The organism is Enterobacter cloacae complex sp. IR5384, assembly GCF_049237265.1.
In the GTDB taxonomy this organism is placed as follows: Bacteria; Pseudomonadota; Gammaproteobacteria; order Enterobacterales; family Enterobacteriaceae; genus Enterobacter; species Enterobacter cloacae.
On sequence record NZ_JBMKHJ010000004.1, the window covers coordinates 83,661 to 100,059 of the forward strand.

Below are 16,399 nucleotides of genomic sequence, written 5' to 3' on the forward strand. Positions count from 1 at the left end.
TCATGGGTGCGTATCTAATCCGCCGTCTCCTGCTGATCATCCCAACCCTGTGGGCCATCATCACTATTAACTTTTTTATTGTGCAAATCGCGCCCGGCGGGCCGGTCGATCAGGCGATTGCGGCCATTGAATTTGGTACCAGCGGCGGGATGCCCGGCGGTGGCGGAGAAGGAATGGGCGCAAGCCATGCCAGAACGGGCGTGGGGAATATCAGCGAAAGCCATTATCGCGGCGGCCGCGGGCTGGATCCGGAGGTGATTGCCGAGATCACCCATCGCTATGGTTTTGATAAACCGATTCACGAGCGCTATTTCAAAATGCTGTGGGATTACGTCCGGTTTGATTTTGGCGATAGCCTGTTCCGCAGTGCCTCGGTCTTAACCCTGATCAAACAAAGCCTGCCGGTGTCGATCACCCTGGGACTGTGGGGAACGCTGATTATCTACCTGGTTTCCATTCCGCTTGGGATCCGCAAAGCTGTCTACAACGGCAGCCGTTTTGATATCTGGAGCAGCACGTTCATTATCATCGGCTATGCCATTCCGGCGTTTCTGTTCGCTGTGCTGTTGATTGTCTTTTTTGCCGGCGGCAGCTATTTCGATCTCTTCCCGCTGCGGGGGCTGGTATCCGCCGATTTCAGCACCCTGCCGTGGTATCAGAAAATCACCGACTATCTCTGGCATATCACGCTGCCGGTGCTGGCAACGGTGATTGGCGGATTTGCCGCCCTGACCATGCTGACCAAAAACGCCTTTCTTGATGAAATCCGCAAACAGTATGTCGTCACCGCCCGCGCGAAGGGCGTGGGTGAAAAACAGATCATGTGGAAGCACGTGTTCCGCAACGCCATGCTGCTGGTGATTGCCGGATTTCCTGCCACGTTCATCAGTATGTTTTTTACCGGTTCGCTGCTTATTGAGGTGATGTTCTCGCTTAACGGTCTGGGGCTGTTGGGTTATGAAGCCACCGTGTCGCGGGATTATCCGGTGATGTTTGGCACACTCTACATTTTTACCCTGATTGGCCTGCTGCTGAATATCGTCAGTGATATCAGCTATACGCTGGTCGATCCCCGAATCGATTTTGAGGGCCGATGATGCCGCGTTTAAGCCCCGTCAATCAGGCCCGCTGGGCCCGTTTTCGCCATAACCGTCGTGGCTACTGGTCGTTATGGATTTTTGCCGTCCTGTTTGTGTTAAGCCTGTGCTCAGAGCTGATTGCCAACGATAAACCCTTGCTGGTGCATTTCAACGACCGCTGGTATGTGCCCGTGCTTAATAACTACAGTGAAAGTGACTTTGGCGGCCCGTTTGCAACACCGGCGGAGTATCAGGATCCGTGGCTGCGCCAGCAGATTGATCAACACGGCTGGGCACTGTGGGCCCCGATCCGTTTTGGCGCCAACAGTATCAATTTCGCCACCACGACCCCCTTCCCTTCTCCCCCGTCCACGCAAAACTGGCTGGGAACGGATGCCAACGGTGGCGACGTGCTGGCGCGCATCCTCTACGGTACCCGAATCTCGATCCTCTTTGGGCTGATGCTGACGCTCTTCTCCAGCGTGATGGGCGTGGTGGCAGGTGCCGTCCAGGGCTACTATGGCGGTAAAATTGACCTCTGGGGTCAGCGCGTGATTGAGGTGTGGTCAGGTATGCCAACGCTGTTTCTGATCATCCTGCTGTCGAGCGTGGTGCAGCCAAACTTCTGGTGGCTGCTGGGGATCACCGTATTGTTTGGCTGGATGGCGCTGGTGGGCGTCGTGCGCGCAGAATTTCTGCGCACCCGTAATTTTGACTATATTCGTGCCGCGCAGGCACTGGGCGTGAGCGACCGTGGGATCATCTTCCGCCATATGCTGCCGAACGCCGTGGTGGCGACACTGACCTTTCTGCCGTTTATTTTGTGCAGCTCCATCACCACCCTCACCTCGCTCGATTTCCTGGGCTTCGGGCTACCGCTCGGTTCCCCCTCGCTCGGCGAGCTGTTGCTGCAGGGCAAAAACAACCTGCAGGCACCGTGGCTGGGCATTACAGCCTTTCTTTCCGTGGCGGTACTGCTTTCGCTGCTGATTTTTATTGGCGAAGCCGTGCGCGACGCCTTCGATCCCAACAAGGCGGTGTAACATGACGCAGCCCCTTCTCAGTATCGATAATCTGTCGATTGCCTTTTCGAAACAGGGTGAGACGCGCACCGTGGTCAGCGATCTGTCGCTGCAGATCCAGCGTGGCGAAACGCTGGCGCTGGTGGGGGAATCCGGCTCCGGCAAGAGCGTCTCGGCACTCTCCATTCTGCGCTTGCTCCCGTCTCCGCCAGTGAGCTACCCGCAAGGAGATATTCTGTTTCACGGCAGCTCGCTGCTGCACGCCGACGAACAGACCCTGCGGGGCGTCCGCGGCAATAAAATTGCGATGATTTTCCAGGAGCCGATGGTCTCACTCAATCCGCTGCATACTCTGGAAAAACAGCTTTACGAGGTGCTCTCCCTGCACCGGGGCATGCGCAAAGAGGCCGCGCGCGGGGAAATCCTCGACTGCCTCGAGAGAACCGGCATCCGCAACGCGGCAAAACGGCTGAGCGATTTCCCGCATCAGCTTTCCGGCGGTGAACGTCAACGTGTGATGATTGCCATGGCGCTACTGACGCGCCCGGAACTGCTGATCGCCGATGAGCCCACCACCGCGCTGGACGTCACGGTGCAGGCGCAGATTTTGCAACTGCTGCGGGAGCTACGTAGCGAGCTGAACATGAGTCTGCTGTTTATCACCCATAACCTGAGCATAGTGAAAAAGCTGGCCGACAGCGTCGCTGTAATGCAAAACGGACGCTGTGTAGAGCAGAACACCGCCGCCGCACTGCTGAACGCGCCTCAGCACCCCTATACGCAGCGGCTGCTCGACAGTGAACCCTCAGGCGATCCTGTGCCTCTTCAGGGGGACAGCGCGCCGTTGCTCAACGTCGAGGGGCTGTCTGTCTCCTTCCCCATCCGTAAAGGTATTCTGCGCCGCGTGGTCGACCAGAACGTCGTGCTGAAGAACATCCGTTTTTCACTGCGCCCGGGTGAGTCGCTGGGGCTGGTGGGCGAGTCGGGTTCAGGCAAAAGCACCACCGGCCTGGCACTGCTGCGTTTAATTGCCTCGCAGGGCGAGATCCTGTTTGACGGCATGCCGCTGCACCGCTGGAACCGTCGGCAAATGCTGCCAGTACGTCCCCGCATGCAGGTGGTGTTTCAGGATCCCAACTCCTCGCTCAATCCAAGGCTGAGTATTTTGCAGATCATCGAAGAAGGATTGCGCGTCCATCAGCCTACCCTGACGGCTCTGCAACGTGAAAATGAGGTCAGGCGTGTGATGGCAGAGGTAGGGTTAGATCCCGAGACGCGGCACCGCTACCCGGCTGAATTTTCTGGCGGACAGCGCCAGCGTATCGCCATTGCCCGCGCGCTGATCCTCAAACCTGAGCTGATCATCCTGGATGAACCGACCTCCTCGCTGGACAGAACCGTGCAGGCACAGATCCTGACCCTGTTGAAAGGGTTACAGGAAAAGCACCGGCTGGCCTATATTTTTATCAGCCACGATCTACAGGTAGTGCGGGCGTTATGCCATCAGGTGATTGTGCTACGGCAGGGAGAAGTGGTCGAGCAAGGTGAGTGCCAGCGCGTATTTACTGCACCGACGCAGAGCTACACGCGCCAGCTGTTATCGGCAGACTAGCACTCAGAAGGGATACTGGCCCGAGAAAGGCTCAGCAATGGCCACGCCAAAGTTTTTCAGGCGGCAGGTTGCGGCAAATTCATCCTGACTTTTAACAAACAGGCACGGCTCGCCTTCACACTCCAGTACGGAGCTGTCCACTTCGATATCCGACAGCGCCTGGCTTAAGCGTTCCATTACCGGCCATGCATCTTCGTCGCTCGGGCTAAGCAGTTTGAGCGCGACCAGACAATTCTCGCAACCTGCAACGTTTTGCGGAATCGGTTCAACTTTCGAACCTGCAAAACCCGCCGACCAGCGATAGCTCTGGGGCAAGCGATGGACTATGGAGAGTTGTAATGTATTCACGTTCGATCCCCGGAAGCAAATTTGCTTCACAATTTATTTACATTTATAGTAACACATCATCGCCAACCTGCACTATTCAGCGCTTTTTTATAGGTATCCAGGCTCGCGTCGGCGCTATATGTACCCGTTTCTGCGATCTAACTCAACCTTTTTAAATACAATGATGTGACTTTTTACACAAATAGATTTTACATAAAAGAAACAAACACAGGGTAAACGAACGCAAGTTTGGTTGATATGGGTCAACAAAAAGGCCCGTATCGGGCCTGATGTGCAGATTAATGAGCGGCTTTTCGCGGTCGGCTGGCATAAAGACAGAAGAGAATGGAGCTGGTGGCACAGAACGCCATCGCCCACAGCATTGGCCAGGCCGTGTTAAAGGTCGCCATTGAGAGTAACGCCCCCACCACGGCACCAATCCCGAAGCGGAACGTCCCCGCCAGCGATGACGCGGTGCCAGCCATATGCGGGAACTCGTCGAGAATGACCGCCATCGCATTGGATGAGATCATCGAGACGCAGCCAACAAAAGCGGCAACCCCCACCACCAGCGCCCAGAAGCCCACGCCGAAAAACGCGCTGACCACCAGCCAGATAGCCATCACAAACTGGATCCACAACCCGGCACGGAACATGTTCAGTGCTCCAATCCGGCGAACAAAGCGGCTGTTGATGATGGTCATGATGAACAGGAACACAATGTTCAGCGCAAAGTAATACCCAAAGTGCTGAGGGGAAACGTGGTTCAGCTCAATATAGACAAATGGCCCGGCGCTCAGGAAGGAGAACATGCCGGCAAAGCTGAAGCCGCTTGCCAGCATGTAGCTCAGCACGCGCTTGTGGCGGAACAGCGAGGCAAAATTCCCCATTGTGGTACGGATGTGGAATTTCTGGCGGCGCTCGACGGCTAACGTTTCATCAATAAAGAAGAAAATCATCGCCGAGGCCAGCAGTGCGGCAAGCGCCAGGATCCAGAAAATGGCATGCCAGCTGAACCATACCAGCACCGCGCCACCGGCCATCGGCGCCACCAGCGGCGCAATGGTGGTCACCAGCATGACAAATGACATCATGCGGGAGAACTCTTCTTTCGGGTAGATATCACGCATCAGGGCGTTAATCACCACGCTTGCCGCCGCCGCCGCGAGACCGTGGAATAAACGCATCACGATCAGCTGATCGATACTTTGTGCCAGCGCACAGGCCACGGCTGCGGCTGCAAAGATCAGCGTTCCGCCCAGAATAACCGGCTTACGTCCGAGGCTGTCGGCCATCGGGCCATAAAACAACTGGCCAAGGGCAAAACCGAGAATATAGGTACTGAGCGTCATCTGTGCGCTGCCTGCCGGTACGCCAAACTGCGCCGAAATCACCGGCAGCGCAGGCAGATACATATCAATCGACAGCGGCATTAACATGGCCAGCAGGCCAAGAATGAACACGATTTTGAAAGACGAGTGTGGCCTGGTGGTCACAGGGTTCTCCTGAAATTAATGCGAGGGCAGACCGACGCTGGCGATCTCTTCTTCCGTCAGCGGGCGATATTCGCCAGGCGCCAAGTCGGGATCGAGTTTAATTGCCCCAATACGTTCACGATGCAGACCGACAACGTGGTTACCCACCGCGGCGAACATACGTTTCACCTGATGATAACGCCCTTCGCTGATGGTCAGACGGACTTCGGTCGGGGTAATGACTTCCAGCACCGCCGGTTTGGTGAGGTCTTTTTCATTATGCAGCTGAACGCCTTTGGCAAATTGTTCTGCCGTGTCATCTGCCACCGGCGATTCCAGCGTCACCAGATAGGTTTTTTCACAGTGATGACGCGGAGAGGTGATGCGGTGGGACCACTGACCGTCATCGGTCATCAGCACCAGCCCCGTGGTGTCGATATCGAGGCGGCCAGCCGCATGCAGCTTGTGTGCAACCGGTTCGTCGAGGAAATAGAGCACCGTCGGGTGATCCGGATCGTCCGTAGAACAGACGTAGCCTTCCGGCTTATTGAGCATGAAATAGCGCGGGCCGTGCTGCTGGGTGAGCGGGTTGCCGTCATACTCCACCTGATGGTCAGGTTGCAGTTTGAACGCGCTGTCTCTCACAATGTCGCCATCCACGGTAACGCGGCTGGCGCGGATCTCGCGCCCGGCAATAGCACGGCTTACGCCGAGTTGCTGAGCGATAAACTTATCAAGTCGCATGAAATCTTTTTAGCCTTAATGGTGCTGGAAGTCGGACAATGCGTCCGAAAAAGAAGCAGTCAGGAACGGTTCAGTATAATGGTCTGGTTGCGCCACTCAAGGGAAAAAGTTTCGTGGCATACTATATGCGGAATAACGATACAGAGACCCCATGACTTTTACACTTCGCCCCTATCAGCAGGAAGCCGTAGACGCCACCCTGGCCTGGTTTCGCAAACACCGAGAGCCCGCGGCCATTGTGCTCCCGACTGGCGCAGGCAAAAGCCTGGTGATCGCCGAACTTGCCCGCCTGGCGCGCGGCCGCGTGCTGGTGCTGGCGCACGTCAAAGAGCTGGTTGCGCAAAACCATGCCAAGTATTGCGCGCTTGGTCTGGAGGCCGATATCTTCGCCGCCGGGCTAAAGCGGAAAGAGAGCCACGGCAAAGTGGTGTTTGGCAGCGTGCAGTCTGTTGCCCGCAACCTTGAGCTGTTTCGCAGCGAATTTTCGCTGCTGATTGTCGACGAGTGCCATCGCATCAGTGATGACGACGATAGCCAGTATCAGCAAATCCTCACTCACCTGAAAGAGGTGAACCCTCACTTACGCCTGCTGGGCCTGACGGCAACCCCGTTTCGCCTGGGTAAAGGCTGGATTTACCGCTTTCATTATCACGGTATGGTGCGAGGGGATGAGAAGGCGCTGTTCAGCGACTGTATTTATGAACTTCCGCTGCGCTATATGATTAAACACGGCTACCTGACCCCGCCTGAACGGCTGGATATGCCGGTCGTCCAGTACGATTTCAGCCGCTTACAGGCGCAGAGCAACGGTTTATTTAGCGAAGCGGATTTGAACCAGGGGCTGAAAAAGCAAAAGCGCATCACTCCGCACATTATCAGCCAGATTGAAGAGTTCGCTGAAACGCGCAAAGGGGTAATGATTTTTGCCGCCACCGTTGAGCATGCGCGCGAAATCACCGGCTTACTGCCCGCTGGCGACGCGGCGCTGATCACCGGCGAGACGCCCGGCCCGGAGCGCGACAGCCTGATTGAGGCGTTTAAAGCGCAGCAGTTTCGCTATCTGGTAAACGTCTCGGTGCTCACCACCGGGTTTGATGCCCCCCACGTCGACCTGATTGCTATTCTGCGTCCGACCGAATCGGTCAGCCTGTATCAGCAAATCGTTGGCCGCGGTCTGCGTCTGGCTCCCGGTAAAACCGACTGCCTGATCCTGGATTACGCCGGTAACCCGCACGATCTCTACTCGCCTGAAGTGGGTACGCCGAAAGGAAAAAGTGACAACGTGCCGGTACAGGTCTTCTGTCCTGCCTGTGGCTTTGCCAACACCTTTTGGGGCAAGACGACGGCTGACGGTACGCTGATCGAACATTTTGGCCGCCGCTGTCAGGGCTGGTTTGAAGATGATGAAGGGCATCGCGAGCAGTGCGATTTCCGTTTCCGCTTTAAAAACTGCCCCCAGTGCAACGCTGAAAATGATATTGCCGCCCGCCGCTGCCGCGAATGTGATACGGTTCTGGTCGACCCTGATGACATGCTGAAGGCCGCGCTGAAGTTAAAGGATGCCCTGGTGCTGCGCTGCTCTGGCATGGCGCTGCAACCGGGAGCGGATGAAAAAGGCGAATGGCTGCAAATCACCTATTACGATGAGGACGGCGCCGACGTCAGCGAGCGCTTCCGGGTGCACACTCCGGCTCAGCGCATGGCTTTCGAACAGCTCTTTATCCGCCCGCATACCCGCACACCGGGCGTACCGCTGCGCTGGATAACCGTAGCGGATATCGTGCATCAGCAGGTGCTGCTGCGCCATCCGGATTTTGTTGTCGCCCGCAAGAAAGGCCAGTACTGGCAAGTCCGTGAAAAGATTTTTGACTATGAAGGCCGTTTTCGTCGGGCCAACGAACTGCGTTAATGGCAGGCAGGCCTTGAATAGGAAACGATTGTTTCCTATTATGTATTATCGTATTGCAACAGGACTCACTCATGTCACGTCTTCCCGGTCGCCCGCGTGAATTTGACACCGACGCTGCCATCGACAGCGCCCTGCTCGTTTTCCGCGAGCGCGGCTACCATGCTACCTCAATCAAAGAGCTGAGTGACGCGACGGGCCTTACGGCGGGAAGCCTGTATAAAGCCTTTGGCAGCAAGAATGGCCTGTTTCTCGCGGCGTTCGATCGTTACACCCGGACGCGCAGCGCCGCCCTGCGCCAGCGTACCGAGGCGGCACGCAGCGGGCGAGATAAAATCGCGGCGGTGTTACGTTTCTACGCCGAGAGCAGCCACGGTTCTGAGGGCATACGCGGCTGTCTGGTGGTCGCCAGCGCGACCGAGCTGGCGGTTTTTGATGAGGCAACCGCGCAGTACATCAAAGCCGCCATGCAGCGTACCGAGCAGCTGTTGCTCGAACTGGTTCAGGAGGGCCAGCGGGACGGTAGCCTTTCTCGCGCGCTGCCCACGGAGCAAACGGCACGTAATCTTTTCGCGCTGCTGCAGGGTTACCGCGTGATCGGCAAAAAAGGCCTGTCTGAGGACGAAATCAATAGCGCCGTTAACGCGGCACTCAGCCTGCTCGGCTGAGTTTTTTTTAATCAATTAGGAAACGATTATTTCCTATTATTCCGGAGATCGTTATGACCATACCCGTCGCCCCGCAGCACCACTTCACGCTCATCAATGGTATCCGCACGCACTACGTCACCGCCGGAGAACAGCACGCGCACACGGTTGTCCTGCTGGCAGGTTTCCCCGAAAGCTGGTACGCCTGGCGCCATGTTATCCCTTTGCTGGCCGAGCGTTATCATGTCATCGCCCCGGACTTACCCGGACAGGGTGATACCGATTGTCCGTCAGAGGGGTATGACACCCACACCCTCGCCAGCCATGTTCATGAACTGCTGACCCAGCTTGGCGTGCATCGCTACTATCTGGCCGGTCACGACGTGGGAGCCTGGGTTGCCTGGCCTTATGCGGCGATGTACAGCGATGAGGTGATAAAGCTGGCGCTGCTGGACGCCGGCATTCCGGGTATTACCTTACCCGATGCCCTCCCCGTCACCGCGGACCGCGCCTGGCGCACCTGGCATTTTACCTTTCACGTGATTGCCGACCTGCCTGAATTCCTCATCAGGGGCAAAGAACGTGGCTATCTGGAGTGGTTTCTGCGTCGCAAAGCGGCGAATCCCCTCACCTTCAGCGAGGCGGATCTTGACGAGTATCTGCGCATTTTTACGCGCGAAGGTGGCTTGCGCGCAGGGCTGGCTTACTATCGCGCTGCCGCCCTCTCCGCCGCGCAAAACCGGGCGCTTAGCGAACGGGGTAAACTCTCTGTTCCTGTTCTGGCACTCAGTGCCGATCAGGGTTCGATTCCTGATATGGCCTCGCCGCTGAGGGCGTTTGCAGAACGCGTTGACGGGCACGTGATCCCCCGTTGCGGCCATTTTCAGCCAGAAGAGCAGCCTCAGGCCGTCGCCGACGCCCTAAGCGGTTTTTTTAGTGGGGATTAATTCATTGCCCTGAGGTGGATTGGGGGCTATAATGCCGCCCGCTTTTGCATCCGCAAAGCAGAACACTCACCTGCTGCTGGGTCGCCTGTAGTAGGGTTTTAAATACAGAGAGAAATCAATGTTCACTATCGAAGCAGAAGTACGTAACGTGCAGGGTAAGGGTGCGAGCCGCCGCCTGCGTACCGCTAACAAGTTCCCGGCTATCGTTTACGGTGGCGAAGCTGCTCCAGTTTCTATCGAACTGGATCACGACAAAGTATGGAACATGCAGACCAAAGCTGAATTCTACAGCGAAGTTCTGACCATCGTTGTTGGCGGTAAAGAAGAAAAAGTGAAAGTTCAGGCTGTTCAGCGTCACGCGTTCAAGCCAAAACTGACTCACATCGACTTCGTTCGCGCGTAATCGCAAACATGTCGAAAAAAAGCCCCGCTTCGGCGGGGTTTTTTTATGGCGGTTATTTACCGCCAGCGGTGCGACGCTGCAGCTGATCGCGCAGGTTGGGTGGCGTACCTTTAATGGTCAGCGTGTCGGTGGCCGGATCCCAGAAGATACGTTCCCCCAGCAGCATGGCATCAAAGTTGATGGTTAACCCGCCGCCGCTTCCGGCAAATTTGGTTAACTGACGCAGCGTACTGCGATCCGCCGGGAAGCTCTCTTCCAGCTCATACCCTTTCTCAGCAGTAAATTCCTGGAAACTGACTTCACTGACGCCGGCCAGCTCTTTTGACAGCGACTCCAGCTCAATCTCTTCCCCCGCCTGCAGCTGTTCGTTGCAGTAGCTGTAAACCTGCTGACGCACGTTCTGGCGCTCAGATTTATCGAGCTGCGCTTCCGCCGTGAAGTCATCCACCGCCTGCAGCAGCCCTTTGTTCTGCGCTTTGGCGTTGAGACCTTCGCTGGCACCGAGGAAGTCCATAAAGAAATCGGCCACTTTACGGCCTACACGCCCTTTGAGGAAGGTCAGGTAGCGCGTCGACTCCGGATTGGTTTCCCACTCGGTCAAATCAATACGCGCAACGATATCCGCATGGTTGATATCCAGATAATGGGTGGAGCTGATATCCAGTTGCTCATTCACGCGCATACTGCTTAAATTGTTCAGCACGGTGACCAGCAGATACTCGACCGCCAGGTAGCGATAGTGGCAGAACAGAACGATACCGCCGTCGGCAAACGGGTATTTTGCCAGTTCGTCGCGCAGACGCCCGGTTGCCGCGCGGCTAAACGCCAGGAAATCTTCTTCACCCTGGCGTTGCAGGCGCAGGCTATCAGCCAGTTCACTCTCGTCGCTGAACAGACCATAGGCTTTATTTTTTGCACTGTAGACGCGGTGCAGTTCCGCCATCATTTCCACAACGGTTGCCGTGGGTTCCAGTAACGAATCGCGCAGCACCACTTCAAGGGTTTGCTCATCACGCTTGATAAGCTGGTGCAAGGCAATCTGGTTGATTTCCAGACTCATGATAAACTCTCCTTTTAGACCGGGCGGTATTCAACCACCACCAGGACATGTGTGCAACAACTGATAAAAAAGGGGAAAAAAAGCTGTTGCTACGGTAATATGTTGCCCTTTCATCAACAAACTGATTTTGATTTATGCCACAACATTCCCGCTACAGTGATGAACACGTTGAACAATTGCTCAGTGAGCTGGTCAACGTACTGGAAAAACATAAAACACCGACCGATCTCTCCCTGATGGTTTTGGGAAATATGGTCACCAACCTTATCAATACCAGCGTTGCTCCGGCTCAGCGTCAGGCGATCGCCAAATCTTTCGCCCAGGCTTTACAGTCTTCCGTTAGCGACGACCAGGCCCATTAAGGGAAACGAACAACAGTTTATGGTGACGAATCGTCAGCGCTACCGTGAAAAAGTCTCCCAGATGGTCAGCTGGGGGCACTGGTTTGCCATGTTCAACATTCTGCTGGCGACGCTTATCGGCTGTCGTTATCTGTTTGTCGCAGACTGGCCGACGACGCTAACCGGGCGTATTTACTCCTGGATAAGCGTTGTAGGGCACTTTAGCTTTTTGGTTTTCGCCACCTATCTGCTGATCCTCTTCCCCCTGACGTTTATCGTCATGTCGCAGCGTCTGATGCGATTTTTATCCGCCATCCTTGCAACGGCAGGGATGACGCTGCTGCTTATCGACAGTGAAGTGTTCACCCGCTTCCACCTGCATCTCAATCCCATCGTTTGGGAGCTGGTGATTAACCCCGATCAGAACGAAACGGCCCGTGACTGGCAGCTGATGTTTATCAGCGTTCCGGTGATCCTTCTGATAGAGATGCTGTTTGCCACCTGGAGCTGGCAAAAACTGCGCAGCCTGACCCGCCGACGCCATTACGCGAAACCGGTGGCCGCGATCTTTTTCGTCTCCTTTATCAGTTCGCACATCATGTATATCTGGGCGGATGCGAACTTCTATCGCCCGATCACCATGCAGCGGGCGAACCTGCCGCTCTCTTATCCAATGACGGCGCGTCGTTTCCTTGAGAAGCACGGTCTGCTAGACGCGCAGGAGTACCAGCGTCGTCTGATTGAGCAAGGGAATCCGGAAGCGGTTAGCGTGCAGTATCCGCTGAGCGATCTGCGCTATCGCGATATGGGACGCGGGCAGAACGTCCTGCTGATCACCGTCGATGGTCTGAACTACTCCCGTTACGAGAAGCAGATGCCCGCGCTGGCCGAGTTCGCCAGCAAGAACGTGACGTTCACCCAGCATATGAGCTCCGGCAACACCGCCGATGCGGGCATTTTTGGCCTGTTCTATGGCATTTCAGCCGCCTACATGGACGGCGTGCTTTCTGCGCGCATTCCTGCAGCGCTGATCACCGGGCTCAATCAGCAGGGATATCAGTTAGGGTTGTTCTCCTCAGATGGCTTTAACAGCGCGCTGTACCGTCAGGCGCTGCTGTCTGATTTCTCCCTGCCAGCCGCAGAAAGCCAGTCGGACGAGCAGACCGCTAGTCAGTGGATTAACTGGCTGCAGCGTTATGCGCAGGAAGATAACCGCTGGTTCTCCTGGGTTGCCTTTAATGGCACCACGCTCGATGACAGCAATCAGAAAGGCTTTGCGCGCCGCTACAGCCGTGCAGCAGGCAATGTTGATGACCAGATTAGCCGCGTGCTTGATGCCTTACGCGAATCCGGCAAGCTCGAAAACACCGTGGTGATCGTGACGGCAGCCCACGGCGTACCGCTGGGCGACGAAGCGAAGAGTATGAGCTGGTCGCGGCCGAATCTGCATGTTCCGCTGGTGATCCACTGGCCGGGCACCCCCGCTCAGCGCATTAACATGCTCACCGAACATAAAGATGTGATGACCACGCTGATGCAACGACTGCTGCACGTCAGTACACCGGCAAATGAGTATTCACAGGGGCAGGATCTCTTCAGCGCCACGCGTCGCCACAACTGGGTCACGGCAGCGGGCAATGATACGCTGGCGGTCACCACGCCAATGCTGACGCTGGTATTGAACAATAACGGAAACTATCAGACGTATAATCTGCAGGGTGAACGGCTGAAAGACCAGAAACCGCAGTTGAATCTGCTGCTACAGGTTCTGACGGATGAGAAACGGTTTATCGCTAACTGATTAATTATAAACCAGTTAGCCTCAGATTCCCTTGCATTCAAAACGGAATCGAGTAGTATTCATTTCATGCGTCGGCACGTAGCGCAGCCTGGTAGCGCACCGTCATGGGGTGTCGGGGGTCGGAGGTTCAAATCCTCTCGTGCCGACCAAAACTATTTAAAAACCAGCCATATGGCTGGTTTTTTTGTGCACAAAAAAAGCCACCCCGCAGAATGGCTTAGTTATCGCATATCGGCGCTTAGTGCTTGTCGCGACCGCCAAGGAAGAAAATACCCAACGGAATGGCAAGCAGGACGGTGAACACCAGGCTGTAAACGAAGATCATCGCCGACTGCAGGACATACATGCTGGTCGTCCACGCAGAGAGTGGAATGTTGTACTGTTCGATGACGCCGACAATGGTTGCCCGGCCCACGCACGCGGCCGCAATCATAAACACAACCAGCAGCGCCAGGAGGAACTTACGGCCTTCAGGTGTTTTCAGTTTTGCACGAATCATCTCTCTTCCCTTTACAGATGAATAACATTATGTATGCCTTAAAATAACACGATCTGCCGCCAGACTCCACCGAAGTACAAACCACCACAAAAATGGCACTGCATTAGCTCATTACACTGCTTTTATTGAAAATGTAAGTAAATCACGCTAATCATACATGGGCGTTATGCTAATCTCTTCAGGATGGTTTTGACATAAAGGAATGACTGTGAAAAACGCACCTAAATTTGCCCTTGCCCTGATCGCCGCCGCGTGCGTCAGCACCAGCGCCTTCGCAACTGAAAGCCAGAAGGTGCAACCTCTGGAAAAAATCGCGCCTTATCCGCAAGCGGAAAAAGGCATGAAGCGTCAGGTGATCCAGTTACCGGCTCAGCAAAATGAAGCGAATTTCAAAGTGGAACTGTTGATCGGCCAGACGCTGGAAGTGGATTGCAACCAGCATCGTCTCGGCGGACAGCTGGAAAGCAAAACGCTGGAAGGCTGGGGCTACGACTACTTTATCTTTGATAAAGTGACGTCACCGGTTTCCACCATGATGGCCTGCCCGGATGGCAAGAAAGAGAAGAAATTCGTGACCGCGTATCTGGGTGATAACAGCCTGTTACGCTACAACAGCAAGCTGCCAATCGTGGTGTATACGCCGGAAAACGTGGAAGTGAAATATCGCGTGTGGAAGGCGGATGAAAATATCGGACAAGCGGTAGTACGTTAAGAATAAGTCGGGTGGCGGCTTCGCCTTACCCGACCCGGAATGGGTGTGCTCTGGTGCCCTCACCCCAACCCTCTCCCACCGGGAGAGGGAGAAAACACTAAAAACGGTAACGGATGTTACCGTTTTGCTTTTACCTTACAGCGCGATATCCGCCACCGGTTTGTTTTCTGCCTGCGGCTTCAGCTCCGCTTTTGGTGCAGCATCAGCAGCCTGCGGCTTAACGTATTGCAGTTGCAGTACGCGGCTGGTGTATTCCAGCTCCTGCTCCGTCGCGTCCACGTTACCGTTCAGCTTCGTTCCGTAGGATGGAATAATCGTTTTCAGCTTCGCCTGCCATTCCGGCGTGGCGACTTTATCTTTAAACACTTTTTCCATCAGGTGCAGCATGATAGGTGCAGCGGTAGAGGCACCAGGGGAAGCCCCCAGCAGGGCGGCAATAGTGCCGTCTTTATCGCTTACCACTTCGGTACCCAGACGCAGCACACCGCCCTCTTTCGGATCGCGTTTGATGATCTGTACGCGCTGACCCGCCTGCCACAGACGCCAGTCTTCTTTCTTCGCCTGCGGATAGTACTCTTTCAGCGCCTCGAAGCGTTCTTCATCAGAAAGCATCACCTGACTAATCAGGTATTTCACCAGATCGAAGTTATCCAGACCGACATCCATCATTGGCTTCACGTTTGAGGTGGTGGTTGCGCTCAGCAGATCCCACAACGAGCCGTTTTTCAGGAACTTAGTGGAGAAGGTTGCAAACGGCCCGAACAGCACCACACGCTTACCATCAAGCATACGGGTATCGATGTGTGGAACGGACATTGGCGGCGCCCCCACGGAGGCCTGACCATACACTTTTGCCAGATGACGGTTCACCACTTCCGGGTTTTCCGACACCAGGAACTGACCGCCCACCGGGAAGCCCGCGTAGTCGTCCGCTTCCGGAATACCGGACTCCTGCAGCAGTTTCAGCGCCGCACCGCCCGCACCAATAAAGACAAACTTTGCCTTGATGACGTGCTCGGCTTCGTTGTTTTTCAGATCGGCAACGGTCACGCTCCAGCTGTTGTCAGCGTTGCGCTTAAAGCCACGCACTTCGGTGCTGAGCTGCAGATTGAAGTTCTCTTTTTTCTTCAGAGAGGCCACCAGCTGACGGGTGATTTCGCCATAGTTGACGTCAGTACCAATCTCAGTACGGGTTGCCGCCACCTTCTGGTTCGGGTCACGACCTTCCATCACCAGCGGTGCCCACTCTTTGATCTGCGCGTGATCTTCAGAATATTTCATGCCGCGGAACAGCGTGCTCTGCTGCAGCGCCGCGTAGCGTGCGCGCAGGAAGTTCACGTTCTGCTCGCCCCACACAAAGCTCATGTGCGGCACGGTGTTGATGAAGGAGTGCGGATCGTGCAACACGCCGCTGTTCACCTGGTGAGACCAGAACTGGCGAGAAATCTGGAATGCTTCGTTGATCTCTACCGCCTTCTCGATACTAATGGAACCGTCCTTTTTCTGCGGCGTATAGTTCAGTTCCATGAGTGCCGAATGTCCGGTACCGGAGTTATTCCAGCCGTTTGAGCTTTCCTGCGCCACGCCATCGAGGCGCTCGACCATGGTCATTGACCAGTCCGGCTGAAGCTCTTGCAGATAGGTTCCCAGCGTGGCGCTCATGATGCCGCCGCCAATTAAAAGGACGTCCGTTTCCTGCTCTTTTGGTGCGTCAGCTTTCGCCGCCATGGAGACGGTGTTCAGCCCCACGGCCAGAGAAAAGAGCATGGCAGTCATTTTTTTCATAATTTTGCCTTAGTTGAGTAGTGCTTGAAGCGTGGAAAT

At 55.4% G+C, this 16,399-nt stretch carries 16 protein-coding genes and 1 tRNA gene; 11 read left to right on the forward strand and 6 right to left on the reverse strand.

The annotated features are described in order from the left end of the window. Nucleotides 1-2 precede the first annotated feature (2 nt). The 3 genes from ACOTX3_RS05275 to yejF are packed head-to-tail and all read left to right on the forward strand — an operon-like array spanning nt 3 to nt 3,713. Nucleotides 3-1,097 (forward strand): microcin C ABC transporter permease YejB, encoded by a 1,095-nt coding sequence (locus ACOTX3_RS05275; protein WP_014832712.1) that lies wholly within the window; start codon nt 3-5, stop codon nt 1,095-1,097. Next, nucleotides 1,097-2,122 (forward strand): ABC transporter permease, encoded by a 1,026-nt coding sequence (locus ACOTX3_RS05280; protein WP_014832713.1) that lies wholly within the window; start codon nt 1,097-1,099, stop codon nt 2,120-2,122. Before ACOTX3_RS05275 ends, ACOTX3_RS05280 begins: the two co-directional genes overlap by 1 nt. Before the next feature lies 1 nt (nt 2,123). Then, nucleotides 2,124-3,713 (forward strand): microcin C ABC transporter ATP-binding protein YejF, encoded by a 1,590-nt coding sequence (gene yejF / locus ACOTX3_RS05285; protein ID WP_058678173.1) that lies wholly within the window; start codon nt 2,124-2,126, stop codon nt 3,711-3,713. 3 nt (nt 3,714-3,716) lie between these two features. Here yejF and ACOTX3_RS05290 read toward each other — a convergent pair whose 3' ends face one another. From ACOTX3_RS05290 to rsuA, 3 genes are all read right to left on the reverse strand, one after another. Continuing rightward, nucleotides 3,717-4,061, reverse strand: coding sequence for a YejG family protein (locus ACOTX3_RS05290; RefSeq protein WP_013097988.1), 345 nt, complete (start codon nt 4,059-4,061; stop codon nt 3,717-3,719). Between the two features lie 278 nt (nt 4,062-4,339). Next, nucleotides 4,340-5,536: a Bcr/CflA family multidrug efflux MFS transporter gene (locus ACOTX3_RS05295; protein ID WP_013097989.1), complete on the reverse strand. Its 1,197-nt coding sequence runs from the start codon at nt 5,534-5,536 to the stop codon at nt 4,340-4,342. Between the two features lie 15 nt (nt 5,537-5,551). Then, nucleotides 5,552-6,259, reverse strand: a complete 708-nt coding sequence (gene rsuA, locus ACOTX3_RS05300; protein WP_058678174.1) for a 16S rRNA pseudouridine(516) synthase RsuA — start codon at nt 6,257-6,259, stop codon at nt 5,552-5,554. Between the two features lie 151 nt (nt 6,260-6,410). Here rsuA and ACOTX3_RS05305 point away from each other — a divergent pair, with 151 nt between their 5' ends. From ACOTX3_RS05305 to rplY, 4 genes are all read left to right on the forward strand, one after another. Then, on the forward strand, nt 6,411-8,168 hold the full coding sequence (locus tag ACOTX3_RS05305; RefSeq protein ID WP_127869170.1) for a DEAD/DEAH box helicase: 1,758 nt from the start codon (nt 6,411-6,413) through the stop codon (nt 8,166-8,168). A gap of 71 nt (nt 8,169-8,239) precedes the next feature. Further along, nucleotides 8,240-8,833, forward strand: a complete 594-nt coding sequence (locus tag ACOTX3_RS05310; RefSeq protein ID WP_058678176.1) for a TetR/AcrR family transcriptional regulator — start codon at nt 8,240-8,242, stop codon at nt 8,831-8,833. A 53-nt stretch (nt 8,834-8,886) separates the two neighbouring features. After that, a complete protein-coding gene (locus tag ACOTX3_RS05315) occupies nt 8,887-9,759 on the forward strand; it encodes an alpha/beta fold hydrolase (RefSeq protein WP_127869171.1) in 873 nt (290 codons plus the stop codon). A 118-nt stretch (nt 9,760-9,877) separates the two neighbouring features. Next, nucleotides 9,878-10,162 (forward strand): 50S ribosomal protein L25, encoded by a 285-nt coding sequence (gene rplY, locus ACOTX3_RS05320; RefSeq protein ID WP_013097994.1) that lies wholly within the window; start codon nt 9,878-9,880, stop codon nt 10,160-10,162. A 52-nt stretch (nt 10,163-10,214) separates the two neighbouring features. On the opposite strand, the gene yejK is transcribed toward rplY, so the two are convergent. Beyond that, a complete protein-coding gene (yejK, locus tag ACOTX3_RS05325; RefSeq protein ID WP_013097995.1) occupies nt 10,215-11,222 on the reverse strand; it encodes a nucleoid-associated protein YejK in 1,008 nt (335 codons plus the stop codon). Nucleotides 11,223-11,356: 134 nt separating this feature from the next. Here yejK and ACOTX3_RS05330 point away from each other — a divergent pair, with 134 nt between their 5' ends. The 3 genes from ACOTX3_RS05330 (at nt 11,357) to ACOTX3_RS05340 (ending at nt 13,513) form a co-directional block, all read left to right on the forward strand. Continuing rightward, a complete protein-coding gene (locus tag ACOTX3_RS05330; RefSeq protein WP_001135586.1) occupies nt 11,357-11,584 on the forward strand; it encodes a YejL family protein in 228 nt (75 codons plus the stop codon). A gap of 19 nt (nt 11,585-11,603) precedes the next feature. Beyond that, the gene (gene yejM / locus ACOTX3_RS05335) at nt 11,604-13,364 is read left to right on the forward strand and encodes an LPS biosynthesis-modulating metalloenzyme YejM (RefSeq protein WP_058678178.1); all 1,761 of its coding nucleotides are present in this window, start codon (nt 11,604-11,606) and stop codon (nt 13,362-13,364) included. A gap of 72 nt (nt 13,365-13,436) precedes the next feature. Next, a tRNA-Pro gene (locus ACOTX3_RS05340) sits at nt 13,437-13,513 on the forward strand. 89 nt (nt 13,514-13,602) lie between these two features. On the opposite strand, the gene ACOTX3_RS05345 is transcribed toward ACOTX3_RS05340, so the two are convergent. Beyond that, nucleotides 13,603-13,863, reverse strand: coding sequence for a DUF2534 family protein (locus ACOTX3_RS05345; protein WP_013097997.1), 261 nt, complete (start codon nt 13,861-13,863; stop codon nt 13,603-13,605). Between the two features lie 202 nt (nt 13,864-14,065). Between ACOTX3_RS05345 and eco the strand changes: the two genes are divergently transcribed. After that, entirely contained in the window at nt 14,066-14,575 is a 510-nt protein-coding gene (gene eco, locus ACOTX3_RS05350; RefSeq protein ID WP_029883097.1) for a serine protease inhibitor ecotin, read from the forward strand. A gap of 135 nt (nt 14,576-14,710) precedes the next feature. Here the strand turns inward: eco and mqo are convergent, their stop codons facing one another. After that, nucleotides 14,711-16,360: a malate dehydrogenase (quinone) gene (mqo, locus tag ACOTX3_RS05355; RefSeq protein WP_127869155.1), complete on the reverse strand. Its 1,650-nt coding sequence runs from the start codon at nt 16,358-16,360 to the stop codon at nt 14,711-14,713. Nucleotides 16,361-16,399 lie beyond the last annotated feature (39 nt).

Excerpts from the sequence above, each read along its gene's own strand:
- ACOTX3_RS05310 (WP_058678176.1), top strand. The coding sequence starts at position 8,240 with ATGTCACGTCTTCCCGGTCGCCCGCGTGAATTTGACACCGACGCTGCC.
- yejF (WP_058678173.1), top strand. The coding sequence starts at position 2,124 with ATGACGCAGCCCCTTCTCAGTATCGATAATCTGTCGATTGCCTTTTCG.
- ACOTX3_RS05315 (WP_127869171.1), top strand. The coding sequence starts at position 8,887 with ATGACCATACCCGTCGCCCCGCAGCACCACTTCACGCTCATCAATGGT.
- rsuA (WP_058678174.1), bottom strand. The coding sequence starts at position 6,259 with ATGCGACTTGATAAGTTTATCGCTCAGCAACTCGGCGTAAGCCGTGCT.
- ACOTX3_RS05280 (WP_014832713.1), top strand. The coding sequence starts at position 1,097 with ATGCCGCGTTTAAGCCCCGTCAATCAGGCCCGCTGGGCCCGTTTTCGC.
- yejK (WP_013097995.1), bottom strand. The coding sequence starts at position 11,222 with ATGAGTCTGGAAATCAACCAGATTGCCTTGCACCAGCTTATCAAGCGT.
- ACOTX3_RS05330 (WP_001135586.1), top strand. The coding sequence starts at position 11,357 with ATGCCACAACATTCCCGCTACAGTGATGAACACGTTGAACAATTGCTC.
- ACOTX3_RS05345 (WP_013097997.1), bottom strand. The coding sequence starts at position 13,863 with ATGATTCGTGCAAAACTGAAAACACCTGAAGGCCGTAAGTTCCTCCTG.
- rplY (WP_013097994.1), top strand. The coding sequence starts at position 9,878 with ATGTTCACTATCGAAGCAGAAGTACGTAACGTGCAGGGTAAGGGTGCG.
- eco (WP_029883097.1), top strand. The coding sequence starts at position 14,066 with ATGACTGTGAAAAACGCACCTAAATTTGCCCTTGCCCTGATCGCCGCC.
- mqo (WP_127869155.1), bottom strand. The coding sequence starts at position 16,360 with ATGAAAAAAATGACTGCCATGCTCTTTTCTCTGGCCGTGGGGCTGAAC.
- ACOTX3_RS05305 (WP_127869170.1), top strand. The coding sequence starts at position 6,411 with ATGACTTTTACACTTCGCCCCTATCAGCAGGAAGCCGTAGACGCCACC.
- ACOTX3_RS05275 (WP_014832712.1), top strand. The coding sequence starts at position 3 with ATGGGTGCGTATCTAATCCGCCGTCTCCTGCTGATCATCCCAACCCTG.
- yejM (WP_058678178.1), top strand. The coding sequence starts at position 11,604 with ATGGTGACGAATCGTCAGCGCTACCGTGAAAAAGTCTCCCAGATGGTC.